Here is a 25,266-nt window from a genome sequence, read left to right on the forward strand (position 1 = left end):
CGACTACGGAGCGGGGAACCCCAGATGGACCGGTACACCGACACGAGCGGCCGGTGACGGCCCCCGGGGCGGCGCCGGCCGCCGAACACACCGACGCCACGGCCCACGACGCCACGGCCCACGACACCTCGCCGCGCGGCACCTCGGTACAGCGCAGCGGCGCGTTGATGGCGGCCGGCTCGATCGTCTCCCGCGCCACCGGCTTCGTCCGCTCCGCCGTCGTCCTCGCGGCCCTCGGCACCCAGGTGCGCGGCGACGGCTACGCCGTCGCCAACACCGTCCCCAACATCATCTACATGCTGCTGATCGGGGGCGCGCTCAACGCCGTCTTCGTGCCCGAGCTGGTCCGGGCCGCCCGGGAACATCCGGACGCCGGCGCCGCGTACACCGACCGGCTGCTCACCGCCTGCACCGTCGCGCTCCTCGCGCTGACCACCGCGGCCGTCCTGGCCGCACCGGTGATCGTCTCGGCGTACACGCCCGCGGAGTACACCCCGGCCGAGGTGGACACCACCGTGGCCCTGGCCCGGTTCTGCCTCCCGCAGATATTCTTCTACGGCCTCTTCACCCTGCTCGGACAAGTCCTCAACGCCCGCGGCAGGTTCGGGGCGATGATGTGGACCCCGGTCCTCAACAACCTCGTGGTCATCGCCGTGTTCGGGCTCTTCCTCGCCCTCTCGCACGGCGGAGGCACGGGCTTCACCTCCGCCGAGACCCGACTGTTCGGCATCGGCACCACCGCGGGCATCGTCCTCCAGGCCCTCGCCCTGATCCCGTCCCTGCGCTCCGCCGGCTTCCGTTGGCGCCCGCGGTTCGACTGGCGCGGCAGCGGCCTCGCCCGCCCCCTGCGCAACGCCGGCTGGCTGGTCCTGCTGGTGCTCAGCAACCAGTTCGCCTACTGGGTCGTGACCCGGCTCTCCACCACCGCCGGGAAACTCGCCGACCGGGCGGGGATCGACGGCGGCGTGGGCTACGTCGCCTACACCAACGCCTACCAACTGTGGATCGTCCCGCAGGGCATCGTCACCGTCTCCCTGATCACCGCCCTGATGCCCCGGATGAGCGCCGCCGCCTCCTCGGACGACCTCGGCGCCGTCCGCCGCGACGTGTCCTACGCCCTGCGCACCGGCGCCGCGCTCATCGTGCCCGCCGCCGCCCTGTTCGCGGCCCTCGCGCCCTGGCTCACGGCCTGCGTCTTCCGGTACGGCGAGGTCAAGGCGGCCGACGCCGAGGTGATGGCGGGGATACTGGTCGCCTTCGCACCCGGCCTGATCGCCTTCTGCGCCCAGTACGTGCTCTCGCGCGGCTTCTACGCGCTCTCCGACACCCGCACCCCCTTCCTCCTGAACCTCGTCATCGTCGCCCTCAACGCGGGTCTCTCCTACGCCGCCTACGAAGTGCTGCCCCTGCGCTGGGTGGTGACCGGCATGGCCGCCGCCTCCTCGGTCGCCTTCACCGCGGGCGCCGCGGTCACCGCCTTCGCCCTCGCCCGACGGCTCGGCCCCCGCACCCCGGGCCGTACCGGGCCCGGCGCCACGGCCGTGGGCACCCACCTGCGGCTGCTGGCGGCCTGCCTGCCCGCGGCGGCCGCCGGATACGCCGCCGCCCGCTCCTGCGAGGCGGCCGGCCGGTTCGCCGCCACCGGCGCCGGGACCGCGGTGCTCGTCCTCGTCGTCCTCCTCCTGGCCAAGCCGCTGCGCCTGACGGAGATCACCGACCTGACGGCGTCCCTGCGCCGCAGACTGCCGGGCGGCTGACCGCGCCCCTTGCGGGGAGGGGACCGAGGGCGCCACCGTGGCCCCATGACCGACGCACCCGCGCGCGGCGCCGATCACGTCCCCGACGTCTTCGACCCCCGCCTGTACGCCGCGGGCATCCCGCACGAGCGCTACCGGCTCCTGCGCGAGCGGCACCCGGTGGCGTGGCAACCCGAACCGGAGGTGCTCGGCTGGCCCGCCGGCCCCGGGTTCTGGGCCGTCACCCGACACGCCGACACCGTACGGGTCCTGCGCGAGCACACCACGTACTCCTCCTGGCTGGGCGCCACCCAGATCCGCGACCCCGACCCGGCCGACCTGCCGTTCGTGCGGCGCACCATGCTCAACCAGGACGTGCCCCAGCACGGGAGGCTGCGCCGGCTCGTCGCCCGCGCCTTCACCCCCGCCCGCGTCGACGCCTTCGCCGCCCGGGTCCGCGAACGCGCCCGTACGCTGCTGCGCGCCGCCCGCGACGGGGCCGTGGACGGCGCCGCCGACCTCGTCACCACCGTCACCGACGAGTACGCCCTGCTCAACCTGACCGACCTGCTGGGCGTCCCCGCCGCCGACCGGGGACTGCTGCTGGAGTGGACCGTACGCGTCATCGGCTACCAGGACCCCGAAGACGTGCCCGCGCCGCCGCTCGGCCCCGACGGGACACCGCTCGATCCCCGATCGCCGGCGCTGCTCGGCGAGATGTTCGACTACGCCCGCGAGCTGGCCGCGCACAAGAGGGCCCGTCCGGGCGACGACGTGATGACGGCCCTCGCCGAGGCCGGACTGGCCCCCGGCGAGCTGGAGATGTTCTTCTTCCTGCTGACCGTCGCCGGCAACGACACCGTACGCGCCGCCGCTCCCGGCGGCCTGCTCGCCCTGGCCGGCTCCCCGGACGCCTACCGGCGACTGGCCCGGGGCGACGTGCCCGCGGAGCGCGCGGTGGAGGAACTCCTGCGGGTCCACCCGCCGGTGCTCAGCTTCCGTCGCACCGCGGCCGTCGACACCGTACTCGCCGGGCAGCCGATCCGCGCCGGGGACAAGGTGGTGGTCTTCCACGCCTCCGCCAACCACGACGAGCGCGTCTTCGCCGCCCCCGACCGCCTCGACCTCGGCCGGGCGCCCAATCCGCACGTCTCCTTCGGCGACGGCCCGCACGTCTGCCTCGGCGCCCACTTCGCCCGGCTCCAGCTGCGGACCTTCTACGAGGAGTGGCGCGACCTCATGCCCGCTCCCGAACCGGCCGGTCCGCCACGCCGGTTGGTGTCCAACTTCATCAACGGGATCACGCGACTGCCGCTGCGGGTGTCCGCGCCACGCGCGTGACGTCGGCCGCCAACTCGACCACGTCCGGGCCGTAGGCCTCCGAGTTGATCACCTTCAGCACCACGCAGAAGGAGTCGTTGCCGTACTTCCGCGCCAAGACCTGGTGGTGGCGCGCCAGGTACCGGGCGCCCGCCTGGTTGCTGATCGCGGTCTGACCGGAGATCAGGAACACCGGCCGGGTCCCCGGCCCGGTCGTCAACCGGGCCAACAGCACGTGGTCCACCTGGCCCCTCTCCCACCGGAACGTCTCCTCGCCGACCCGGATCACCCCCCGGTCGGGGCCCGGCTCGGTGGAGACGTCCACCCGCACCCCCGGCAGCATGGACGCCAGGTGCGCGGCCGTCCGGACGTTGGAGACGGGGCCGCCCACACAGAACTCGGCCCGCTCCCCGAAGCCTTGGCGGGCCGAGTCGTGGGAGACGATCCGCAGGTTCGCCGCGCAGTCCTTGATGAGGGCGGATATCTCCAGCAGCGCGAAGGCGTCGTTGCGGTGCACCGACCCCTCCGTGCCGCCCATCTGCCGGTTGACCACGAACACGCAGTCCGAACCGGTGGGCAGCCCGAAGAACGCCTGCTTGCGACGCAACGCGCGCCGCCACAGGTACGTCCGGGAGAACCAGCCGAAGCCGCCGCTGATGGCGGTGGCCACCACTCCGAGCACGATGTTGCGCACGTCGTCGTTCATGGCGCGGATGTTAACCCGCCCCGGGCAATCCTGACGTGGGGGGTCCGGTGCGGCTACAGTGCCGGACCGGGCCCGGCACAGGGGATCTGACGGGCCGTCGACTGGAGGTACGGATGCGTCGTCCCGCCGCACGTCAGTTCGCGCTCGTCGCCCTCGCCGGGGCGCTGGTGTCCACCGGAGCCGCCGCGCCACCCTCGGCGGCGGCCGGCGGCCCCGCGAAGGTCCCGGTCGCCGTCGGTTACGGCGGGGCCGTCGCCAGCGTCGACGCCGACGCCTCGGCGGCCGGTATCGCGGTGCTCCGCGCGGGCGGCAACGCGGTGGACGCGGCGGTCGCCACCGCCGCCGCGCTCGGGGTCACCGAGCCGTACTCCGCCGGGATCGGCGGGGGCGGCTACTTCGTCCACTACGACGCCGCCTCCCACCGGGTGGAGACCATCGACGGCCGCGAGACCGCCCCGGCCACCGCGACCGCCACCCTGTTCCAGGAGAACGGCGTCCCCATCCCCTTCGCCGAGGGCCAGACCAGCGGCCGGGGCGTCGGCGTCCCGGGCACCCCGGCGACCTGGAAGAGCGCGCTCGACGCCTGGGGCACCCGGCCGCTCGGGCAGCTTTTGAAACCCGCCGAGAAGCTGGCCCGGGACGGCTTCACCGTCGACGCCACCTTCCGGGCCCAGACCGAACTCAACCAGGACCGCTTCAAGGACTTCCCGGACACCGCGAAGCTGTTCCTGCCCGGCGGGGCGCTGCCGGTGGTCGGCTCGACCTTCAAGAACCCCGACCTGGCCGCCACATACGCCGAACTCGGCCGCAAGGGTGTCGGCGCCGTCTACCGGGGCCCGCTCGCCGAGGACATCGTCCGCACGGTCCGCAAGCCCCCCGTGAGCCCGACCGCCACCCGCACCGTCCGCCCCGGCGACCTGACCACCGGGGACCTCGGGGCCTACGCGACCAAACGCCAGGCCCCCACCCAGGTGCGCTACCGGGGCCTCGACGTCTACGGCATTGCCCCCTCCTCCTCCGGGGGAACCACCGTCGGCGAGGCGCTGAACATCCTGGAGGGCACCGACCTGCGCGGCCTCTCCGAGACGCAGTACCTGCACCGCTACATCGAGGCGTCCCGGATCTCCTTCGCCGACCGGGGCCGCTGGGTCGGTGACCCGGCCGCCGAGCAGGTCCCCACCCGCGAGCTGCTCTCCCAGCGGTACGCCGACAGCCGCGCCTGCCTGATCACGCCGGACCGGGCCCTGACCAGCCCGCTGGCCCCCGGCGACCCGCGCCACCCGGTGGCGTGCGGCGGCTCCGGCGAGGCCGCGCCCACCACGTACGAGGGCGAGAACACCACCCACCTGACGGTCGCCGACCGCTGGGGCAACGTGGTGTCCTACACCCTGACCATCGAATCCACCGGCGGCAGCGCCATCACCGTCCCGGGCCGCGGTTTCCTGCTCAACAACGAACTGACCGACTTCTCCTTCGCGCCCGCCGCCCCCGGCGTCCCGGACCCGAACCTGCCCGGCCCCGGAAAGCGCCCGCGCTCGTCCATCGCGCCGACCATCGTCCTGCGGGACGGGAAGCCGGTCCTCGCCGTGGGTTCCCCGGGCGGCGCCACCATCATCACCACCGTGCTCCAGACGCTGCTCGGTCACCTGGACCGGGGCCTGCCGCTGGAGGACGCCATCGCCGCGCCGCGCGCCAGCCAGCGCAACCAGAGTGCCACCGAGTTGGAACCGGGCCTGTGGAACAGCCCGGTCCGGGCGCAACTGGAGGCTCTCGGCCACACCTTCCGGCAGAACCCGGAGATCGGCGCCGCCACCGGGGTCCAGCGGCTCCCGGACGGCCGCTGGCTGGCGGCGGCCGAGCCCAGCCGCCGGGGCGGGGGCTCGGCGATGGTCGTATACCCGCACGGGCGTCCGTAGCGGCCCGCCGGCGCCTTAGGGTCGGGGCATGACCGTTGAGGAGCTCGGCCGGGGCAAGTACGTCAGTCTGACCACCTTCCGCAAGGACGGCACCCCCGTCGCCACCCCCGTGTGGGCGGTGGCCGACGGGGGCGAGCTGTACGTGTGGACGCGCAGCGATTCGTGGAAGGTCAAGCGGATCCGCAACAACGGGCGGGTCACCGTGTCCGTCTGTGACGTGCGCGGGCGCGTGCCGCAGGGCGCGGTCGCGGTCGAGGGGCAGGCGCGGCTGCTGGACGAGACGGGGCTGCGGCGGGTCCGCTCGCTGATGTCGCGCAAGTACGGCTGGCAGTTCCGGGTGGTGGACCTGCCGGCCGCGCTGGTGCGGCGCGGCAAGCGGCCGCACACCGGCATCGCCGTCAAGCTTTGAGACTCCCGTAGCCCGCCCGTAACACCCGTGCGGTCCAATGCGGGCATGGACACGGCGACTTCGTTGCTGATCGGACGACTCGCGGAATACTTACGCGGGTTGACGCGCCGACTGGATCCCGGATCGGGTTGGTACGGGGAGTTCCTGCGGCGGGACCCCGAGGGGATGCGGGCCTGTCTGGACGGCGCCGCGATCCCGCCCTGGGACGTACTGGCGTCGCTGCTGCTGGACGCGGCGGCCGGGCCGGGTGAGGTGGAGTACGCGGCCCGGCTGCGGGACGCGGCCGCCGCGGCGTGGGACCGGTCGCCGGGTGGTGCCCGGGAGCTGCGCGAGCTGCTGGTCGGGGCCGCCGAGCAGCGGGCGGCGGCGGAGGCGGCCCTGGAGAGGCTCACGGAGCGGCTGGCCGGGGCCCGGGACGCGGCGGAGACGGACGCGCTCGCGGCGGAGCTGTCGTGGCTGCGGGACGACACGGCCCGCGCGGCGGCCCGCCACCAGGACCTGACGAGCCGCCTCTCGGCGCTGCCGGTGGAACCGCCCCGGCGTGCGGCCCCGACGCCAGGGCCCGTGGCCCGGCCGCCGGAGTTCCGGCCGGAGGGCGGCCCTGGGACCGCCTCGGTGTCGCAGTGGCCGGACGCGCCCTCGGGGCCGGCGGAGCCCCGGCGCGACGGCCCGACGGGCGAGCCCGTGACGCACGCGGCCGAGCCATGGCCGGCGGAGCCGATGGGCGGGGCCGGGACGCGGCCGCCGCGCGAGGTGCCGGTGCCCGGGTACGACTCCGCGCCGGCTCGGCCGGGGGTGCCGGGGCCCCGCTCCGGGGACGCGCCGGCCGGGCCGTCCGGCGGGGCCCGGGTGGCGGCGCCGAGGGCCGAGGAGCCGGTCGGGGAGCCGGTGGGGGAGCCGGTCGAGGAGCCGGTCGGGCGCGCCGAGGGGCGGTGGCTGCGCGGTGGGCGCCGCGCCGGGGGTGCCCGGTACGCGGGGGCGCCGGCCGGGGAAGCGCCGCCGTCGCTGCCGGACGCGGCGCCCCGGGCGCCCGGGACGTCGCCCCGTGGCGCCCGCTTCGCCCACCTCGTCCCCGCCGACGCGCCCCCGGAGGCCGGCCCGCCCGAGCACCCCGGCGCCGACCCGACGGCCTCGGACCCCGCGGCGGGTTCGGGCGCGGCGGGTCCGGGCCGGGGCGGGGCCGCCGACCCGGCGCCGGAGGTGCCCCGGACCGTCGCCCGGCTTGTCGGGCTGCGGGCCCAAGGGCGCGGGGGAGAGGCGCACGCGCTGCTCTGCGAGGCCGCCGGGTGGCCCGCCCCGCTGCTGCCGGAGTTCGCCGCCGAGCTGGGCCGCGCCGGGCTCGGCGCGGACTGGGCGACCCTGCTGTGGGAGGTGGCCTCGCTCCCGCCCGACCGGCTGGCCGCCGCCGCGGCCGCCCTCGGGGAGGCCGGGCGGCACGGCGACTGCGACGCGTTGCTGCGGCAGGGCGCCGCCCGCCCCACCGCCGAGATCGCCGAGGCGGCCCTCCTCCTGGGCGCCGCCGGGCGCGACCGGGAGGCCGACGCGCTGCTCGCCGCCTTCGTCCGGCTGCGCACCGCCGAGGAGGCCGCCGGCCTGGCCCGACGGGACCCGCACTGGTTCGCCCCGCGCCTGCTCCGCGCGGCCTCCGCGCTCGCCGGGGGCAAACACCGGGACCTGTCCCACGCCCTTCGCGTCGCGGGGATCCCGCTGCCCTGAACCGCCCGCCTCCTGATCACAAACGATCACGTATCGACCTAACGTGATCGACTACTCCAACAGCGCACGGCGCTCTTGCCCCACGCTGTGACGGGGCCTACGTTCTAGTCCCTACGGACACCGTCTACGTGCGTAGAAGTCGGCGTCCCGTCGCGAGGAGGCAGCTCATGGCCCAAGTCGTCCGCGCCGCGCTGGTCCAGGCCACCTGGACCGGAGACACCGAGTCGATGATCGCCAAGCACGAGGAACACGCCCGCCGGGCCGCCGCCGAGGGCGCGAAGATCATCGGCTTCCAGGAGGTCTTCAACGCCCCCTACTTCTGTCAGGTCCAGGACCCCGAGCACTACCGCTGGGCCGAGGCCGTCCCCGACGGCCCCACCGTCAGCAGGATGCGGGACCTGGCCCGCGAGACCGGCATGGTGATCGTCGTCCCGGTCTTCGAGCTGGAGTCCGAGGGCTTCTACTACAACACCGCCGCCGTCATCGACGCCGACGGCAGTTACCTCGGCAAGTACCGCAAGCACCACATCCCGCAGGTCAAGGGCTTCTGGGAGAAGTACTACTTCCGGCCGGGCAACCTCGGCTGGCCCGTCTTCGACACCGCGGTCGGCCGGGTCGGGGTCTACATCTGCTACGACCGGCACTTCCCCGAGGGATGGCGCCAACTCGGTCTCGCCGGGGCCCAGTTGGTCTACAACCCGTCCGCCACCCACCGCGGCCTCTCCGCCTACCTCTGGCAGTTGGAACAGCCCGCCGCGGCTGTCGCGAACGAGTACTTCATCGCGGCCATCAACCGCATCGGCCAGGAGGAGTACGGGGACAACGACTTCTACGGCAGCAGCTACTTCGTCGATCCCCGCGGCCAGTTCGTCGGAGAGCCCGCGAGCGACAAGGAGGAGCAACTCCTCGTCCGCGACCTCGACTTCGACCTGATCAAGGAAGTCCGCGACCAGTGGGCCTTCTACCGCGACCGCCGCCCCGACGCCTACGGAGGACTCGTACAGCCGTGAGCAACCCGATCCCCCTGCACAGTCGCCACCACTCCGTCCTGCCGGACTGGCTCACCCTCTACTACGAGCGGCCCATCGAGCTCACCCACGGCGAGGGCCGCCACGTCTGGGACGCCGACGGCAACCGCTACCTGGACTTCTTCGGCGGCATCCTCACCACGATGACCGCCCACGCCCTGCCCGAGGTCACCAAGGCCGTCTCCGAACAGGCCGGGCGGATCATCCACTCCTCCACCCTGTACCTGAACCGGCCGATGGTCGAGCTGGCCGAGCGGGTCGCCGCGCTCTCCGGCATCCCCGACGCCCGGGTCTTCTTCACCACCTCCGGCACCGAGGCCAACGACACCGCCCTGCTGCTCGCGACGACGTACCGCCGCTCCAACCAGATCCTGGCGATGCGCAACAGCTATCACGGCCGGTCGTTCTCCACCGTCTCCATCACCGGCAACCGCGGCTGGTCCCCGACCAGCCTCTCGCCGCTCCAGACCTACTACGTCCACGGCGCGGTCCGCACCCGAGGCCCCTTCGCCCACCTCGGCGACGCCGACTTCACCGCGGCGGCCGTCGCCGACCTCGAAGACGTACTGGGCCAGGCCCGCGGCGGGGTGGCCGCGCTCATCGCCGAACCCATCCAGGGCGTCGGCGGGTTCACCTCCCCGCCCGACGGCCTCTACGGCGAGTTCCGCGAGGTCCTGGACCGGCACGGCATCCTCTGGATCAGCGACGAGGTGCAGACCGGCTGGGGTCGCACCGGCGAGCACTTCTGGGGCTGGCAGGCCCACGCCCAGAACGGCCCGCCGGACATCCTCACCTTCGCCAAGGGCATCGGCAACGGCATGTCCATCGGCGGGGTGGTGGCCCGCTCCGAGGTGATGAACTGCCTCGACTCGAACTCCATCTCCACCTTCGGCGGCTCGCCGGTCACCATGGCGGCCGGCGTCGCGAACCTCGGCTACCTGCTGGAGCACGACCTCCAGGGCAACGCCCGCCGCGTCGGCGGCCTGCTCCTGGAGCGGCTGCGGGCCATCACCGCCGGCGTGCCCGCGGTACGGGAGGTACGCGGCCGGGGCCTGATGGCCGCCCTGGAGCTGACGGAGCCCGGCACCGACCGGGCCGACCCCGAAGCGGCCGCCGCCGTGCTGGAGGCCGCCCGCGCCGGAGGCCTGCTGCTCGGCAAGGGCGGCGGGTACAACACCAGCGTGCTGCGCATCGCGCCGCCGCTCTCCCTCACCGTCGCGGAGGCGGAAGAGGGCGCCGAGATCCTCGAACAGGCCCTGCGCGGCCTGGACCAGTAGCGAGGGACACGTACATGAGCACCCGCACCCTGATCCGCGGCGGACTCGTCGTCACGGCCGCCGACGAACTGCACGCGGACGTCCTGATCGAGAACGGCCGGGTCGTCGCCCTCGCGGCCCACGGTTCGCAGGTCGCCGACGCCTGGACGGCGGACACCACGATCGACGCGAGCGGGAAGTACGTCATTCCCGGCGGTGTCGACGCCCATACCCACATGGAGCTGCCCTTCGGCGGCACCGCCGCCTCGGACACCTTCGAGACGGGCACCCGGGCGGCCGCGTGGGGCGGCACCACCACCATCGTCGACTTCGCCGTGCAGAGCGTGGGCCGCTCGCTGCGCGCCGGGCTCGACACCTGGTACGACAAGGCCGACGGCCGGTGCGCGATCGACTACGCCTTCCACATGATCCTCTCCGACGTCAACGAGGGCACCCTGAAGGAGATGGACCACCTCGTCGGCGAGGGCGTCACCTCCTTCAAGCTGTTCATGGCCTACCCGGGCGTCTTCTACAGCGACGACGGGCAGATCCTGCGCGCGATGCAGCGGGCCTCCGGGAACGGCGGGCTGATCATGATGCACGCGGAGAACGGCATCGCGATCGACGTGCTCGTCGAACAGGCGCTGGCGCGCGGTGAGACGGACCCCCGCCACCACGGCGAGGTCCGCAAGGTGCTCCTCGAAGCCGAGGCCACCCACCGCGCCATCCAGCTCGCCCGGGTGGCCGGCTCCCCGCTGTACGTCGTCCACGTCTCGGCGGAGGAGGCGGTCGCCGAACTCGCCGCGGCCCGCGACAAGGGCCTGCCCGTCTTCGGGGAGACCTGCCCGCAGTACCTGTTCCTGTCCACCGACAACCTCGCGGAGCCCGACTTCCAGGGCGCCAAGTACGTCTGCTCCACCCCGCTGCGCCCGCGCGAGCACCAGGCGGCGCTGTGGCGGGGTCTGCGGACCAACGACCTCCAGGTGGTCTCCACGGACCACTGCCCGTTCTGCTTCCGGGGCCAGAAGGAGCTCGGCCGCGGTGACTTCTCGAAGATCCCCAACGGGCTGCCCGGTGTGGAGAACCGGATGGACCTCCTCCACCAGGCCGTCCTCGACGGGCACATCACCCGCCGCCGCTGGATCGAGATCGCCTGCGCGACCCCGGCCCGGATGTTCGGCCTCTACCCCCAGAAGGGCACCATCGCGCCGGGCTCCGACGCCGACATCGTCCTCTACGATCCGCAGGCCGAGCAGGTCATCTCCGCCGAGACGCACCACATGAACGTGGACTACTCGGCGTACGAGGGCAAGCGGATCACCGGACGCGTCGACACGGTCCTCTCGCGCGGCGAACTCGTCATCGACCGGCGGGAGTACACCGGCCGGGCCGGTCACGGGGCCTTCGTCCCCCGCTCGACCTGCCAGTACCTGTAAGGAGCCGTGATGGACTTCGGCCTCGTCCTGCAAACAGACCCGCCCGCCTCCCAGGTCATCAGCCTGATGAAACGGGCCGAACGGGGCGGCTTCCGCTACGGCTGGACCTTCGACTCCGCCGTGCTGTGGCAGGAGCCGTTCGTCATCTACAGCCAGATCCTCGCCAACACGCAGAAGCTCCACGTGGGCCCGATGGTCACCAACCCGGGCACCCGGACCTGGGAGGTGACCGCCTCCACCTTCGCCACCCTCAACGACATGTACGGCAACCGCACGGTGTGCGGGATCGGGCGCGGCGACTCCGCGATGCGGGTCGCGGGGCGCAAGCCCAACACCCTGGCCCGGCTGGGGGAGGCCATCGAGGTGATCCGCGACCTCGCGGAGGGCCGTGAGGCCGAGGTGGACGGCAACCCCATCCGCATCCCGTGGATCCGCGACGGGAAGCTCCCCGTCTGGATGGCCGCGTACGGGCCGAAGGCCCTGGCCCTGGCCGGCGAGAAGGCCGACGGCTTCATCCTTCAGCTCGCAGACCCCTACCTCACCGAGTGGATGGTCAAGGCGGTCCGGGAGGCCGCCGCCCGGGCGGGACGCGACCCGGACGCGATCACCATCTGCGTGGCGGCGCCCGCGTACGTCGGCGACGACCTGGCCCACGCCCGCGACCAGTGCCGCTGGTTCGGCGGCATGGTCGGCAACCACGTCGCGGACCTGGTCTCCCGCTACGGCGAACACTCCTCGATGGTCCCGGACGCCCTCACCGAGTACATCAAGTCCCGCGAGGGCTACGACTACAGCCACCACGGCCGCGCCGGCAACCCGTCCACCGACTTCGTCCCGGACGAGATCGTCGACCGCTTCTGCCTGCTGGGCCCCGTCGAGGCCCACATCGAAAAACTCCGCGCCCTGCGCGCCCTGGGCGTCGACCAGTTCGCCGTCTACGCCATGCACGACGCCAGGGAGCACGTCATCGACACGTACGGAGAGCACATCATTCCGGTGCTCAACAGCTGACGATCCGTTCGGGGATCAGGACGGTCCGCGGGGCGGCGCCCCGCGGACCGTCCTTTCATGTTCCCGGAGACACGAGACGCCCGGGGTCGGCGAATTTCCCAGGGACAAAGGTCCTATGGCGCGCGGTAGCTCCCGAAAGCCACAGTGGTGACCACGGCGAGGGAAAGTCGCACAGGCCATGACGGGAGTGATCATGACACGGATTTCCATAGATCCCGGGCGCTTCAGCCAATTCGGCGAGGCCACCGGAAGCACGTTCTGTCTGGTCACGAACCCCGAGCTGGTGGACCGGTTCGAGATAGTGGAATCCGCCGCGTACAAGAATTACCTCACCATTCCGATGGGCCAGGGCGACCGGTTCGAGGACCTCCTCGAAAAGCGCATCCCGGAGCCCGCCCACATCCTGGTCGTCTCACCCCACCGGTTCTTCGCCTCCCCGGATCCCGAACTGGTGGGGCAGCGGAAGATCATGGGCATGGCCTGCAACTCGACGCCCACCACCCTCGACGAGATCCGGCACTTCCTCGGTGTCATGGAGCGCACCTCGTCGGTCGACCAGGCGGCCTTCTGCGACACGTTCTTCGAACTCGCCGAAGAGGCCGAGCACCTCGTGTACGCCGACCCCGTCCACGGCACCCGCGCCGTGCTCGACCACCTCCGCGACGGTCTCGTGTGGAACCAGCAGGCCGGCCCGCTCGATTGGGGCGACCAGCAGATCGTGCCGTCGGGCGAGATCAGCGTACTGCCGGTGGAGATCAGGGAGTTCGACGAGGCCCTCAAACTCCCGCTGGAAGGCGAGATCACGCTGCGCGGCTACCCGATCCTGCACAACGGCACCCCGTCCTTCTCGCGGGCCGACCAGGCCCGGATCCACGCACGGCTCTGGACCATGCGTGACCACGCCATCAAGGCCACGGTCGAGGACGGCAGGATCACGCGGCTGGAGGCGCTGGACGCCGGGGCCGCACCGGCCGTGGACATGCTGGAGCAGATGTTCGCGGTGGACTCCCGCTACCGGATCGTGTGGGAGATCGGCCACGCCCTCAACACCTCCCTCGACATCCTGCCCGGCAACCACGCCATGAACGAGGTGTACGGCGGCACGGAAGGCTGCCTCCACTACGGCCTCGGGCTCACCCCGTACACGCAATACCACCTGGACATCATCTCGCCCGACACGCGCGTCCTCACGAGCACTGGACTGGCGCTGATCGGCCACCCGGACCACCCCACGGTGGAGAGGGTCGTCACCGCGGAGCAGCGGCTTCGACCGTCGGACCGTACGGGGTGAACACAAGAAATCCATTCAACAGGAGGTGACTGTCATGAAGAAGATCAAGGTGCAGAAGAACCGCAACTACCTGGGCACGCTCCTGGGCTGAGTACCGACCCGTGGCGGGGCACGCGAATGCCCCGCCACGGGGTTCTCGTCGTCTGTCACCAGTTGCACCAGTTTCACCAGGGAGTGCGCCCGTGTCACCGCTGGATCCCACCACAACCGACTTCGGTCAATTCGGCGAGCCCGTCGAGACGTTCTGTCTGATCACGGGCGAGGACGGCGGCGAGCCCGTCTCGGTGCTCCCCGGCGACGGGTACGCCCGCGTGGACCGGCTGACCCTGCCGCGCGGGACACGCCTGGGCGCCCTGATCGCCGACAAGGTCCCGTCTGACGCGCACGTCCTGGCCGTCTGCCCGGGCCGTTTCCTCGACTCGCCGACACCGGAGGAGCTGGGAGCCCGCAAGCTGGCCGTGCTGCCCGCCGGATCGACCCCGCTCACCGACGAGCACATCCGCACCTTCCTGCGTTCGGCGGCCTCGACCGACATCGCCCGACAGGCGGCGGTGGCGGAGGAGTTCTTCGACCTCGTCGGCGACAGCGACCGGCTGACGATCGTCGACGACGCCTCCGGCACGGAAGCCGAGTTCGACCACACGGTCGGCGACTGCGTCTGGAACCAGCAGGCCGGCGTGCTGGAGCCCGGCGACCAACAGATCTTCCCGTCCGGCAAACTGAGCGTGACCGCCGCGGAGATCACCACCTTCCGGCCGGACGCCCGACTGCTCGGCCTCCACGGGGACCTGACGCTGCGCGGCCTGCCCATCGTCCACCGGCACGCGGACCCCGCCGACGGACCCGAGCAGCAGCGGCTGTTCGAAGCGCTCGCCCCCCTCGTCTCGCACCCCGTGACGCTCCACGTCACCGCCGGGAGCATCGAGGGCGTCACCCCGCAGACCCCGGGGGCCGCGCCGGCCGCCGCGGAGCTGGACAGGCTCCTCACCGACGATCCGCGTTACCGCGTCATCTGGGAACTCGGCTTCGGGATCAACACCACCACAGAGGTCATCCCGGCGAACTGCGGACCCAACGAGGTGTACGGAGCCACGGCCGGCGTGGTCAACCTCGGGCTGGGGATCACCCCGGCCACCCGCTTCGCCCTGGCCTTCCTTTGTCCCCGCAGTTCGCTGCTCACATCGGACGGAACCGCCGTACTCGGTGCCCGCAAAGCGGCACGCCGCGGCCGGATGCGGCGCGTGTCCAGCGCGAGTTGCGGCTGCCACTGACCCCACAGGAGGGAAGCAAGCCATGACGGTCAACCCCGAACTGCGCAAGCGGGTCGACGCGATCCTCGACACCTTCATCAAGGACTTCTACGAGACGGTGCCCTTCGCCCAACACCAGAAGAACGCCGCCGAGCTCAACCTGGACTACTACAAGCGCCACAACATCGAAACCATCCTGCGGCTGCGCCGCAAGCGGACCATCGACGCGCTGGCCATCAAGTACTTCACCAAGGTCGACCCGGTGCAGGCCAAGGCGTGGGCCCACTACACCGACGACGAGATGCTGCACGATCGGCTGTTCGCCGCGGACCTCGCCAAGGTCGGCGTCACCAAGGACCAGATCTACTCCACCGAGCCGATGCTCTCCACCAAGCTGCTCACCGGATACCTCCAGTACGGCATGGAGTTCGAGGACAGCCCGCTCGCGCTGATCACCAGCGTCTACTTCGTGGAGTACGTGACCACGCGCACCCAGCCCGAATGGCTGGACAACCTGGAGAGCGTCCTCGGCCGGGAGAACGTCAAGGGTGCACGCGCCCACGTCAACACCGACCTCGACGACGACCACGACGACTTCGTGTGGCGGGTGATGTCCACCCTGGTCACCACGGACGCGGACGAGCAGAAGGTGGTCGAGCACCTCGACCACGTGTACTGGCTCTGGAAGCTGTACTTCGTCGAGCTGCACCAGCTCACCGTGCTCGGCCGTACGGAGGACCAGATCCCGCTGCCCACCTCGGCCGACGTCTGAGCGGGGACGTCCGTGCCGGACGACGACGGGGCCGCACGGCGGGAGGGGCGGCGGGGAGTCGAGGTGACGGCCCTGCCGCCCGGCCGGGAACTGCCGGGCGAGACCGAGAAGTGGATCGTGGACGGCCTGGTGGAGACGATGCCCGGCCTGCAGGCCCGTCAGCTGTTCACGTTCCGCCGTGACATGTTGACCGAGGCCGACTACATCGTCGTGGGCGTGGATCGGGAACGCGATCGCGTCGTCTCCCTGCTGACCTCCCACTGGGCGGAGATCCCCTCGGGGCGCTCCTGCCTGCACGTCATGATCCAGTTCGTCGGCGACGCGTACCGCAACGGCCCGGTCTTCGGGCAGAGTTGGTCGGTCCACTTCGCCCGGCTGCTGGCCGAGGGACGCCCGTTCCCCGAGGTGATCGCGCTCAAGACGTACAACCCCGTGGTGCACTGCGCGATGTCGGCGTTCGGCGGGCACCCGGACATCGACATGTACCCGGACCTGGCCGGCGAGGACGGAAGTCAGGCGGCGCTCGCGGCCGAGGTCGCCGCGGTGCTCGCGCCCGGCGCCCCCTTCGACGCCGCCCGAGGCGTCATCCGGGGCATCGGCCGGCCGCGCGATCTCTACCGGGAACGACCCACCAGCTACGTGCCCGAGGCGAACGCGTACTTCGAGCGGCACGCGGCCCCGGGCGACCGGGTGCTGTGCCTGCTGCACGTCCCGACGCGGGACGGGGCGCACGCGATCCTCACGGCCCTGGGCCTGCCGCTGCCCTCCGGGCGCGGCTGAGCCCCGCCGGGCGCCGCCCCTCACCCGCCGCGCGCTGCCCGCTCCCCGCGGCTCGGCAGCCCGTACCCCGTATCGGCACTCCAGGAACGCGAGACCGCCATGACAGACGCCTTTCCCGCCGACTACGCGCGGGCCCGCGCCGACTTCCTGCGTGCCGCCGAAGCGGCCGGCGCCCGGCTGAAGACGTACACCCTGCCCGGCCACCGCGGGCCCGACGGCGGTGCCCTCTGTGTCGACACCGCCTACGTCGGCCCGGCCGCCCCCGGGAAGCTGCTGGTGACCGTCTCCGGGACGCACGGCGTCGAGGGCTTCTGCGGCTCCGCCTGCCAGACCGGGATCCTGCTTCGCGAGGGGCTGGCGCGGGCGGCCGGGCCGGGGACCGGTGTGCTGCTCGTCCACGCCCTCAATCCGTACGGCTTCGCGTACCTGCGCCGCGTCAACGAGGACGAGGTCGACCTCAACCGGAACTTCGTCGACCACGAGGCCCCGCCGCACAACGACGCCTACGACGCCGTCCACGCCACCCTGGTGCCGGCCGAGCCCGCCGCCTTCTCCCCGCACGAGTCGGTGGCGAACCTGACGGCCCTTCGCGACCGGCTCGGCCCCGAGACCCTCCAGGAGGCCGTGACCCGGGGCCAGTACCGGCACGCCGACGGCCTGTTCTACGGCGGCTCGCGGCCCACCTGGTCCCGTCGGGTGTTCGAAGCCGTCGTCGCCGGGCAGATCGCCGGCGCCGCGCACGTCGCCTACATCGACCTGCACACCGGGCTCGGTGAGCGCGGGGTCGGCGAGCCCATCTTCCGCGGCGGCCGGGACGCCGACGCGTACCAGCGCGCCCGGCGCTGGTACGGGGACGCGCTCACCGCCTCCGAGCTGGGCACCTCCTCATCCACGCCCATCGTGGGCAACACCGCGAGCGCGGTCGCCGACGGCCTGGGGCCCACCGGGCGGCTGACCGCCATCACCCTGGAGTTCGGCACCCGGCCGGGCCCGGAAGTGCTGGTCGCGCTGTGCGCGGACGCCTGGCTGCACCGGCACCACGCCCCCGCCGAAGCGGTCCGCTCCGAGCTCAAGCAACTCATGCGCGCGGCGTTCTGCCCGGCGGACGACGCGACGTGGCGCGGGCAGGTCACCCGACGGGCACGCGAGGTCTTCGGCCAGGCGCTCGCCGGACTCGCCGACGCGAAGCCGGGAGACGCCTGGTGAGGGTACGTGGCAGGAATTCATGGACGGACGTCAGTCCGGCCACTGTCGCGCCCGCCCGCCCCGCCGCAGAGTGATTCCCATGGCAAGCAGCGATTCTCCCCCCGCGGTGGACGAGACCGAGCCGGAGCCGGGGCCGGAGGCGAAACCCGTGCACGTCGGCGTCAAGACGGTCTGGCGGGAGTCACCGACAGCGGTGAAGTCCCTGCTCGTCGGCACCGCGGTGAACAGACTCGGCGGGTTCATCCAGATCTTCATGGTCCTGTACATGACGCAGCGCGGGTTCTCCGCCACCGAGGCCGGTCTCGCCCTCGGCGTCTACGGCGCGGGGACCGTACTGGGCGTGCTGACCGGCGGCTGGATGTCCGACCGGGTCGGTCCCCGGCTGACCATCATGTCGACCCTGGTCAGCTCGGCGGTGCTGCTCCCCGCGGTCCTCTACCTGGACAGCTATCCGGCGATCCTGGCGATCATCGGTGTCGGCGGCGCGCTGAGCCAGGCGTACCGTCCCGCGTCCACCAGCATGATCAGCCAGCTCATCCCCGCCGAACGCCAAGTCATGATCTTCGCCATGGTCCGGCTGGCGATCAACCTCGGCACGACGGCGGCCCCGCTGCTGGGCGCGGCCCTGGTCCAGGTGTCGTGGGACTTCCTGTTCTGGGGCGAGGCCGCGGCGATCCTGGTCTTCGCGACGGTGGCCGGGGTGACGCTGCCCCGCGACCGGTCGGCTGAGGCGGCCGGGCACGGGGGCACGACGGACGCCCCGGGAGCCGGCGCCCCGGGCCGCAAACCGAGCTACCGCGCGGTGCTGACGGACGGCCGCTACCTGTTGTTCCTGCTCGCGATGTTCGTGAGCTCCGTGATCTACATCCAGTACGTGTCGACCCTCCCGCTGACGGTCAAGCACCTCGGGCTGAACACCGGCGTGTACGCGGCGATGGTCGCGCTCAACGGCGCCCTCGTCATCACCTGCGAGCTGCTGATCGCCAAGGTGGTGCAGCGCTGGCCGGCCAGGATCGCGGTGATCGCCGGGGTGGCCCTCACCGGCATCGGGATGAGCCTGTACGCACTGCCCTGGGGCATCACGGCGCTGGTGATCGCGACCCTCGTCTGGTCGCTCGGCGAGATCGTGGGCTATCCGACCCTCTTCTTCGCCTACCCGGCCCAGGCCGGCCCGCCGGAGCTGCGCGGCCGCTACCTGGGCGCGTCGAACTCCCTGTACGGACTCGGTACCGCGGTGGGTCCGTTCCTCGGCGTCATGCTCTGGAACCGGTTCGGAGACGGCCTGTGGCTCGGGTGCGGGGCCCTCGGCCTGCTCGCGGTGGGCGCGGCCTGGCTGGGCGTGCGCCCCGCCGGCGCCGCCGACCGCACGCCGCCGCGAACGGGTCCGGACAGCGGCGGGGGGTCCGCCGAGGACCTCGGCGCCGAGACCACCGTCGCCACGTGAGGCACGCGGCGCCCCCGCACTACTTTGGAGGAAACCAATGCCCCGCTACGCGATCCTCGTCGACCCGTACTCCGGCGCGGCCGAGTACGCGAACGCCTTCCGCGCACGAGACGTCGAACCGGTGGCCGTACTGAGTACGCCGGGTCCGCTGAACTCCTACCGGCGGACGTGGAATCCGGACGCCTTCTTCCGGACGCACCACCACGACGGGGACTTCCAGGAGCTGGTCCGGACGGTGAAGGGCTACGACCCGGTCGCGATCGTCCCGGGCAACGAGTCCGCGGTGATGCTGGTCGACGCGCTGATCGAGGAACTGATGCCGGGCACGGGCAACGTGTTCGACCTGTCCGAGGCCCGCCGGGACAAATGGCCCATGGGTGCGGCGGTCGCGGCCGCCGGCATCCCGCACCTGCGCCAGATCGCCACCGCCGACCCGGACGAAGTCGCCGCGTGGATCCGGGACAGCGGGCTCGACGGCCGGCCGCTGGTGCTCAAGCCCCGGCGCAGCGGCGGGACGGACGACGTGCACAAGGTCGGTGCGGGGGAGGACTGGCGACCCTACTTCGACCGTCTCCTCGGCTCGGTCAACCGGTTCGACATCCGCAACGACACCGTGCTGGTACAGGAGTTCGCGGAGGGGACGGAGTACATCGTCGACACGTACTCCGTCGACGGGAACTTCGGTCTGGTCTCCGTCAGCCGTTACAGCAAGTCGGCCAAGAACGACCGGATCGGCATCTACGACGCGGTCGACTACCTGGCCCCCCAGGACCCGATCGCGACGCTGCTGGGCGAGTACACCCGGCAGGTGGCCGAGGCGGTGGGCGTCCGCAACGGCTGTACGCACACCGAGGTCATGCTGACGGCCGACGGGCCGCGGCTGATCGAGACGGCGGCGCGGCTGGCCGGAAGCTGTCTGCAGTGGTCGGCGCGGCTGGCCACCGGGGACTGCCAGATCGACCGCACGGTCCGCCACCACCTGGACGGTACGTTCACCCCCGGGTACGAGATCGTGCGGCCCGTGCGCGTGGTGTGGCTGTCCAGCCCGCGCGAGGGGATCCTGCGCAACGTCGGGGTCCTGGACGCGGTCCGTGAACTGCCCACCTTCCACCGGCTGGGCCTGCCCTACCGCGACGGCGAGCGGGTGCCGTGCACGGAGGACCTGTTCACCAGTCTGGGCTGGGTGATTCTCGGCGGCCCGAGTCAGGAATCCGTTGACGCGGACACGGCCCGCGTAAAGGAGATCGAGGCACGCCTCGTCGTGACATCCGCCTGAGTGTGGGGCGGCCCGGGCGGGATGGAAAACGAGACGGGGACGGGGTGGCGATTCGGACACCCCGTCCTTTTCCGTATGGGACGGGAGTCCTATGGTGAGGGCGAAATCGCCCGACTAGTGTGACCTTCACCCGATCAAATTCGCTACGCATATGCAAAGTAACGTTGCCGGATGATCAAGAGGGTCGGTCGATCGAGAGGGAGAGGTAGACGGTGGAGCCGGTTGCGTGGGTCGGTGAGAATTCGCCCGAGCAGGAAAGAATCATCGGCTGGCAGGCCCCACCGCTGAAATTCGGTGTCGGGGCCACCCGGGAGATCGGTTACGAGCTGCGCCGGGCCGGCGTCCGGTCGGTCCTGCTGGTGACCGACCGCGTACTGGCCGGCCTCGGCCTGCCGGCCAGGGTCGCCAAGCTCATCGAGCAGGAGGGGATCGCGGTCTCGGTCTTCGACCGGGCCGAGGTGGAGCCCACCGACGAGAGCTGCGCCCGGGCCGCCCGCGAACTGGCCTCCCTGCGGGTGGACGGCTACGTCGGCCTGGGCGGGGGCAGCTCGATCGACACGGCCAAGATGCTCAACCTGCTCCTCACCTACCCCGGCCGGTCGGTGCGCGACTACCTGAACGCGCCGATCGGCGCCGGAGCCAGGATCCCCGGTCCCCTGAAGCCGCTGGTCGCGGTGCCCACCACGGCCGGCAGCGGCAGCGAGTGCACCGCCATGGTCGCCCTCGGCGTCTCGGGCCTGAACGTGAAGACGGGCATCAGCGATCTGCGGCTGCTGCCCTCCCTGGCGCTGATCGACCCCGCCAACACCCTCACGCTGCCCCCGGCGGTCACCGCTTCCTCCGGGTACGACGTGCTCACGCACGCCTGCGAGTCGTACACCGCCCGCCCCTACGACCGGCGGCCCCCCTACCGCACCCCCGCGGACCGGCCGTTGTACGTCGGCGCCAACCCGATCAGCGACGTGTGGGTGGAGCAGGCCCTGAGGCTGGTCGGCCGCTACCTCAGACGGGCCGTACTCAATCCGGACGACCTGGAAGCCCGCACAGGAATGAGCCAGGCGGCGAGCTATGCCGGAATGGGATTCGGAAACGCCGGCACCCATATTCCGCACGCCTGCGCCTATCCGATAGCCGGTCTGGTCCGGGACCACCGGCCCGAGGGGTATGCGGTCGATCATCCGATGGTGCCGCACGGGGCCGCCGTGGTGTCCACCGCCCCGGCGGCATTCGAATTCACCTATCCGACCTCACCGGAGCGTCATCTGCGCGCGGCCGAGTTGCTCGGTGCGAATCTGGGCGGCGTCTCGACGGCACACGGCGCGGAGGTGCTTCCGGCCACTTTGCGACAGCTGGTGGCGGATACGGGCGGTCCGGGCGGCCTTGCGTCCTTCGGCTATTCCGGCAAGGATTTGCCTGCACTTGTCGACGGCGCCCTCAAGCAGCAGCGCCTGCTGGTGTGCTGCCCGCGCGATGTCGCCTCTCGCGACCTGCGCAGAATCCTCGACGGTTCGATGAACGGCTGACGACGAGTGCCGCGGTTCCCCACGCAAGGAGCTTGATGCCCCCGTGAGCGACGCAGTCTTACCCGAGTACCCGGCCGTCATCGCGGGAAAGAAGGTGCCCGCGGTGGGGTGGATCGACGTCCTCGATCCGTCCGACGGCCGTCCGTTCGCGCGAGTGGCCCGTTGCGGCGAGGCCGAGGTCGCCGACGCCGTGGACGCGGCCCGGTCCACGTACGAGTCCCTCTGGCGCTTCGCCGCGGTGGCGGAGCGGTCCGGGGTCTGCCGTCGGATCGCCGCGGCGATCCGCGCCGCACGCCCGGAACTCGCCGCCCTGGAGACCCGGGACACCGGCAAGCCGCTCCGTCAGTCGCTGGTCGACGCCGACGTCGCCGCACGCTACTTCGACTTCTACGCCGGGGCCGTGGAGGCACTGGGCGGTGAAACGATCCTGCACCAGCCGGACCGGTTCGCCTTCACCCTGCGGGAGCCGTACGGGGTGTGCGGGCACATCATCCCGTGGAACTACCCCCTGCAGATCGCCGCCAGGACCGTCGCACCCGCCCTGGCGGCCGGAAACTGCTGTGTCCTCAAGCCGGCCGAGGACGCGCCGTTGACCTCGCTCCGCCTGGCGGAGATCGTCTTGGAAGCGGGGCTCCCGGCGGGAGCGCTGAACGTGGTGCCGGGCTACGGGGAGGAGGCGGGCGCGGCCCTGGCGGCCCATCCCGACGTGGACCGACTCGCCTTCACCGGCTCGCGGGAGATCGGCGAGGCCGTGATGTCGGCGGCGGCGAAGAACATCGTGCCGGTCACCTTGGAACTCGGCGGCAAGTCGCCGCACATCGTCCTTCCCGACTACGACGCCGCGCGAGCGGTACCACTGATCGTCGACTCCGTCACCGAGCACGCGGGGCAGAACTGCTCGGCCGGCAGCCGGCTGCTCGTCCACCGGTCCGTGCACGAGGAGTTGGTCGCGGCCCTCGCGGCGGCCTTCCGCGCCCTGCGCATCGGCCCGGGAGCCGGCGATCCCGACATGGGACCGCTGATCTCCGCCACCCAGCGCGACCGGGTGCTCGGCTATCTCACCGAGGAGGGCCGGGGCGGCGTGGTCCGCGCCGGCGGCGCGGTGCCCGAGGGCGAGCTGTACGCCGGCGGGTTCTACGTGGAACCCACGATCCTGGACCACGTGACACCTCGGCACCGGGTGTTCAACGAGGAGATCTTCGGTCCGGTCCTCTGTGTTTCGGTCTTCGACACCCTCGACGAGGCGGTCGAGCTCGCGGAGCACACCAGCTACGGGCTCGCCGCCGGGGTCTGGACGTCCGACGTGACCACCGCCCACTGGCTCGCCCAGCGGCTGCGCGTGGGGCAGGTGTTCGTGAACAACTACAGCGCGGCCGGTGGCGTGGAGCTCCCGTTCGGGGGTTACAAGCGCTCGGGCATCGGTGTGGAGAAGGGACTGGAGGCGCTGCGGGAATACACGCGGTGCAAGACGGTGGCCATCCACACGCGGCTCCCCGTATGACCCGTCCGGCCCTCGGCATCCATCCGAAAACATAGTGGAACTCACCGAAAAGAGCGGTTCGGTTATCACATCCGCATTGAGGGAGTGCACCTGATGGCACGTGTTGCGCAGAGGCGAACGATGGAGTTGAGCGGCAAGAGGTGCTGCGAATTGTGCGGTGCGCCACCGCGGCCGGTAGCCGATCTCGCCGAGGCGGTCGACCGGATGCACCGGGCCCTCGGCGAGGTGCAGGACGCCCTTGAGGCCCAGGAGCAGATGATCGAGGGCCTGCGCACCGACACCGGGGACGAGCGGCGGGCGGAGGCCCTCCCGTCACCTCCACCCACCCCCGCGACGTCCCGGGAGCCGCTCTCCCTGCTGACGGCGCGCGAGCGCGAGATCCTGGTCCTCGTCTCCCAGGGCAAGTCGAACCGGCGCGTGGCGAGCTCGCTCGGGATATCCGAGAAGACCGTACGGAATCATTTATCCGCCGTCTTTTCGAAAGTGGGCGCCTCCGACCGCACACAGGCCGTCGTCATGGGAATTCGCGGCGGTATCGTCTCCATCGGCGAGTGACGCGATGCGGCGGCTCCCTCCCGGGACCCGGGTGAACAACTCCGGAACACTTCCGGTCCCATTCCGTCAGTGTGCGGGAGCTTTTGGCCGGCTGACAGTGCGGGGACTGTCAGAACACCACGAATCCCTGCCACATTGGATCCATGCTGAAGAACGTAGCCGCAGTGCTACTCGACAACGTCCACCCCTTCGAGCTGGGCGTCGTGTGCGAAGTGTTCGGCATCGACCGGCAGGAGGAGGGGCTGCCCGCCTACGACTTCGCGCTCGTCGCCGCGGAGTCCGCCTCCGTGCGAGCGGTCCCCGGCTTCACCATCAGCACGCCCTACGGCCTCGACCGGCTCGCGGACGCGGACCTCATCGCCATCCCCGTGGGCGACGACTTCCACACCAGGGACTTCCCGCCGGACCTGCTGGAAGCCCTGCGCCAGGCCGTGGCGCGCGGGGCCCGGGTGCTCAGCGTCTGCGTCGGCGCGTTCGTCCTGGGGGCCGCCGGCCTGCTCGACGGGCGCCGCTGCACCACGCACTGGCGGTACGCCGACGCGCTCGCCGCGCGCTATCCGAAGGCGGACGTCGAGCCGGGTGTGCTGTACGTCGACGAGGACCCGGTCTTCACCTCGGCCGGCACCTCCGCGGGGATCGACGCCGCCCTCCACCTGGTGCGCAAGCTCCAGGGCAGCGACGTCGCCAACGCCATCGCCCGGCGCATGGTCGTGCCCCCGCACCGGGACGGCGGGCAGGCGCAGTACATCGAAAGGCCGGTGGCGGAGTACCGCGAGGACGGGGTGCGCTCCGTACTGACCTGGGCCGAGCAGCACCTGGACCAGGAGATCAGCGTCGAACAGCTCTCGGCGCTGGCGTGCATGTCACCGCGCACCTTCGCCCGCCGCTTCCGCATGGAGACCGGCACCACCCCGTACCGCTGGCTGCTGGCGCAGCGGGTGCTGAGCGCCCAGCGGCTCCTGGAGAACACGGACGAGACGATGGAGACGGTGGCCGCCCGTACGGGGTTCCCCAACGCGGCGGCCCTGCGCCACCAGTTCGTGCGCTCCCTCCGCACCACCCCGAACGCCTATCGCCGCGCGTTCCGGGGCTCTCTCACCTGACAGACCCACCCCGGGCGGTCCGTCCGGGCTC

General features: G+C 71.9%; 21 protein-coding genes. 20 read left to right on the plus strand and 1 reads right to left on the minus strand.

Features of this window, described 5'->3' with window-relative positions:
* Positions 1–53 precede the first annotated feature (53 nt).
* Together murJ and ACFVXJ_RS12255 are read left to right on the plus strand one after the other, a co-directional pair.
* Complete coding sequence (murJ, locus tag ACFVXJ_RS12250; protein ID WP_389661639.1) at positions 54–1,757, plus strand: murein biosynthesis integral membrane protein MurJ; 1,704 nt, start codon at positions 54–56, stop codon at positions 1,755–1,757.
* 45 nt (positions 1,758–1,802) lie between these two features.
* Positions 1,803–3,077, plus strand: coding sequence for a cytochrome P450 (locus tag ACFVXJ_RS12255; RefSeq protein WP_389661640.1), 1,275 nt, complete (start codon positions 1,803–1,805; stop codon positions 3,075–3,077).
* Here ACFVXJ_RS12255 and ACFVXJ_RS12260 read toward each other — a convergent pair.
* Positions 3,037–3,762 carry a hypothetical protein gene (locus tag ACFVXJ_RS12260; protein ID WP_389661641.1) on the minus strand — a complete coding sequence of 242 codons (726 nt, stop codon included), beginning with the start codon at positions 3,760–3,762 and terminating at the stop codon, positions 3,037–3,039. The genes ACFVXJ_RS12255 and ACFVXJ_RS12260 overlap by 41 nt on opposite strands.
* Before the next feature lie 113 nt (positions 3,763–3,875).
* Here ACFVXJ_RS12260 and ggt point away from each other — a divergent pair, with 113 nt between their 5' ends.
* The 18 genes from ggt to ACFVXJ_RS12350 all read left to right on the plus strand — a co-directional run bounded on the left by ggt (position 3,876) and on the right by ACFVXJ_RS12350 (position 25,235).
* Positions 3,876–5,678, plus strand: a complete 1,803-nt coding sequence (ggt, locus tag ACFVXJ_RS12265; RefSeq protein WP_389661642.1) for a gamma-glutamyltransferase — start codon at positions 3,876–3,878, stop codon at positions 5,676–5,678.
* A gap of 28 nt (positions 5,679–5,706) precedes the next feature.
* Complete coding sequence (locus tag ACFVXJ_RS12270; RefSeq protein WP_389661643.1) at positions 5,707–6,087, plus strand: PPOX class F420-dependent oxidoreductase; 381 nt, start codon at positions 5,707–5,709, stop codon at positions 6,085–6,087.
* Between the two features lie 45 nt (positions 6,088–6,132).
* Positions 6,133–7,803, plus strand: coding sequence for a hypothetical protein (locus ACFVXJ_RS12275; RefSeq protein ID WP_389661644.1), 1,671 nt, complete (start codon positions 6,133–6,135; stop codon positions 7,801–7,803).
* Between the two features lie 167 nt (positions 7,804–7,970).
* Positions 7,971–8,813: a nitrilase-related carbon-nitrogen hydrolase gene (locus tag ACFVXJ_RS12280; protein WP_389661645.1), complete on the plus strand. Its 843-nt coding sequence runs from the start codon at positions 7,971–7,973 to the stop codon at positions 8,811–8,813.
* Positions 8,810–10,108: an aspartate aminotransferase family protein gene (locus ACFVXJ_RS12285; protein ID WP_389661646.1), complete on the plus strand. Its 1,299-nt coding sequence runs from the start codon at positions 8,810–8,812 to the stop codon at positions 10,106–10,108. Before ACFVXJ_RS12280 ends, ACFVXJ_RS12285 begins: the two co-directional genes overlap by 4 nt.
* A 14-nt stretch (positions 10,109–10,122) precedes the next feature.
* Entirely contained in the window at positions 10,123–11,523 is a 1,401-nt protein-coding gene (gene hydA, locus ACFVXJ_RS12290; protein WP_389661647.1) for a dihydropyrimidinase, read from the plus strand.
* A gap of 9 nt (positions 11,524–11,532) precedes the next feature.
* Positions 11,533–12,534, plus strand: a complete 1,002-nt coding sequence (locus ACFVXJ_RS12295) for a TIGR03842 family LLM class F420-dependent oxidoreductase (RefSeq protein ID WP_389661648.1) — start codon at positions 11,533–11,535, stop codon at positions 12,532–12,534.
* A gap of 193 nt (positions 12,535–12,727) precedes the next feature.
* Positions 12,728–13,825 carry a hypothetical protein gene (locus ACFVXJ_RS12300; protein ID WP_389661649.1) on the plus strand — a complete coding sequence of 366 codons (1,098 nt, stop codon included), beginning with the start codon at positions 12,728–12,730 and terminating at the stop codon, positions 13,823–13,825.
* 182 nt (positions 13,826–14,007) lie between these two features.
* Positions 14,008–15,096: a hypothetical protein gene (locus ACFVXJ_RS12305; protein WP_389661650.1), complete on the plus strand. Its 1,089-nt coding sequence runs from the start codon at positions 14,008–14,010 to the stop codon at positions 15,094–15,096.
* Positions 15,097–15,118: 22 nt separating this feature from the next.
* The gene (locus tag ACFVXJ_RS12310) at positions 15,119–15,847 is read left to right on the plus strand and encodes a hypothetical protein (protein WP_389661651.1); all 729 of its coding nucleotides are present in this window, start codon (positions 15,119–15,121) and stop codon (positions 15,845–15,847) included.
* A gap of 12 nt (positions 15,848–15,859) precedes the next feature.
* Positions 15,860–16,627 (plus strand): hypothetical protein, encoded by a 768-nt coding sequence (locus ACFVXJ_RS12315; RefSeq protein ID WP_389661652.1) that lies wholly within the window; start codon positions 15,860–15,862, stop codon positions 16,625–16,627.
* A 99-nt stretch (positions 16,628–16,726) separates the two neighbouring features.
* Positions 16,727–17,833 carry a M14 family metallopeptidase gene (locus ACFVXJ_RS12320; RefSeq protein WP_389661653.1) on the plus strand — a complete coding sequence of 369 codons (1,107 nt, stop codon included), beginning with the start codon at positions 16,727–16,729 and terminating at the stop codon, positions 17,831–17,833.
* 79 nt (positions 17,834–17,912) lie between these two features.
* Entirely contained in the window at positions 17,913–19,277 is a 1,365-nt protein-coding gene (locus tag ACFVXJ_RS12325; protein WP_389661654.1) for an MDR family MFS transporter, read from the plus strand.
* A gap of 37 nt (positions 19,278–19,314) precedes the next feature.
* Positions 19,315–20,553 (plus strand): ATP-grasp domain-containing protein, encoded by a 1,239-nt coding sequence (locus ACFVXJ_RS12330; RefSeq protein ID WP_389661655.1) that lies wholly within the window; start codon positions 19,315–19,317, stop codon positions 20,551–20,553.
* 212 nt (positions 20,554–20,765) lie between these two features.
* Positions 20,766–22,076 (plus strand): hydroxyacid-oxoacid transhydrogenase, encoded by a 1,311-nt coding sequence (locus ACFVXJ_RS12335; RefSeq protein WP_389661656.1) that lies wholly within the window; start codon positions 20,766–20,768, stop codon positions 22,074–22,076.
* A gap of 43 nt (positions 22,077–22,119) precedes the next feature.
* Positions 22,120–23,577, plus strand: coding sequence for an aldehyde dehydrogenase family protein (locus ACFVXJ_RS12340; RefSeq protein WP_389661657.1), 1,458 nt, complete (start codon positions 22,120–22,122; stop codon positions 23,575–23,577).
* 93 nt (positions 23,578–23,670) lie between these two features.
* Entirely contained in the window at positions 23,671–24,132 is a 462-nt protein-coding gene (locus ACFVXJ_RS12345) for a response regulator transcription factor (RefSeq protein ID WP_389661658.1), read from the plus strand.
* 143 nt (positions 24,133–24,275) lie between these two features.
* Positions 24,276–25,235 carry a GlxA family transcriptional regulator gene (locus ACFVXJ_RS12350; RefSeq protein ID WP_389661659.1) on the plus strand — a complete coding sequence of 320 codons (960 nt, stop codon included), beginning with the start codon at positions 24,276–24,278 and terminating at the stop codon, positions 25,233–25,235.
* Positions 25,236–25,266: the final 31 nt, after the last annotated feature.

The sequence above is a fragment of the Streptomyces sp. NPDC058279 genome, assembly GCF_042881255.1.
Taxonomy (GTDB): domain Bacteria; phylum Actinomycetota; class Actinomycetes; order Streptomycetales; family Streptomycetaceae; genus Streptomyces.

What these genes read in the sequence shown, in the direction of transcription:
- ACFVXJ_RS12255 (WP_389661640.1), top strand. Translation starts at nt 1,803, where the DNA reads ATGACCGACGCACCCGCGCGCGGCGCCGATCACGTCCCCGACGTCTTC.
- ACFVXJ_RS12260 (WP_389661641.1), bottom strand. Translation starts at nt 3,762, where the DNA reads ATGAACGACGACGTGCGCAACATCGTGCTCGGAGTGGTGGCCACCGCC.
- ggt (WP_389661642.1), top strand. Translation starts at nt 3,876, where the DNA reads ATGCGTCGTCCCGCCGCACGTCAGTTCGCGCTCGTCGCCCTCGCCGGG.
- ACFVXJ_RS12270 (WP_389661643.1), top strand. Translation starts at nt 5,707, where the DNA reads ATGACCGTTGAGGAGCTCGGCCGGGGCAAGTACGTCAGTCTGACCACC.
- ACFVXJ_RS12275 (WP_389661644.1), top strand. Translation starts at nt 6,133, where the DNA reads ATGGACACGGCGACTTCGTTGCTGATCGGACGACTCGCGGAATACTTA.
- ACFVXJ_RS12280 (WP_389661645.1), top strand. Translation starts at nt 7,971, where the DNA reads ATGGCCCAAGTCGTCCGCGCCGCGCTGGTCCAGGCCACCTGGACCGGA.
- hydA (WP_389661647.1), top strand. Translation starts at nt 10,123, where the DNA reads ATGAGCACCCGCACCCTGATCCGCGGCGGACTCGTCGTCACGGCCGCC.
- ACFVXJ_RS12295 (WP_389661648.1), top strand. Translation starts at nt 11,533, where the DNA reads ATGGACTTCGGCCTCGTCCTGCAAACAGACCCGCCCGCCTCCCAGGTC.
- ACFVXJ_RS12300 (WP_389661649.1), top strand. Translation starts at nt 12,728, where the DNA reads ATGACACGGATTTCCATAGATCCCGGGCGCTTCAGCCAATTCGGCGAG.
- ACFVXJ_RS12310 (WP_389661651.1), top strand. Translation starts at nt 15,119, where the DNA reads ATGACGGTCAACCCCGAACTGCGCAAGCGGGTCGACGCGATCCTCGAC.
- ACFVXJ_RS12320 (WP_389661653.1), top strand. Translation starts at nt 16,727, where the DNA reads ATGACAGACGCCTTTCCCGCCGACTACGCGCGGGCCCGCGCCGACTTC.
- ACFVXJ_RS12325 (WP_389661654.1), top strand. Translation starts at nt 17,913, where the DNA reads ATGGCAAGCAGCGATTCTCCCCCCGCGGTGGACGAGACCGAGCCGGAG.
- ACFVXJ_RS12330 (WP_389661655.1), top strand. Translation starts at nt 19,315, where the DNA reads ATGCCCCGCTACGCGATCCTCGTCGACCCGTACTCCGGCGCGGCCGAG.
- ACFVXJ_RS12345 (WP_389661658.1), top strand. Translation starts at nt 23,671, where the DNA reads ATGGCACGTGTTGCGCAGAGGCGAACGATGGAGTTGAGCGGCAAGAGG.
- ACFVXJ_RS12350 (WP_389661659.1), top strand. Translation starts at nt 24,276, where the DNA reads ATGCTGAAGAACGTAGCCGCAGTGCTACTCGACAACGTCCACCCCTTC.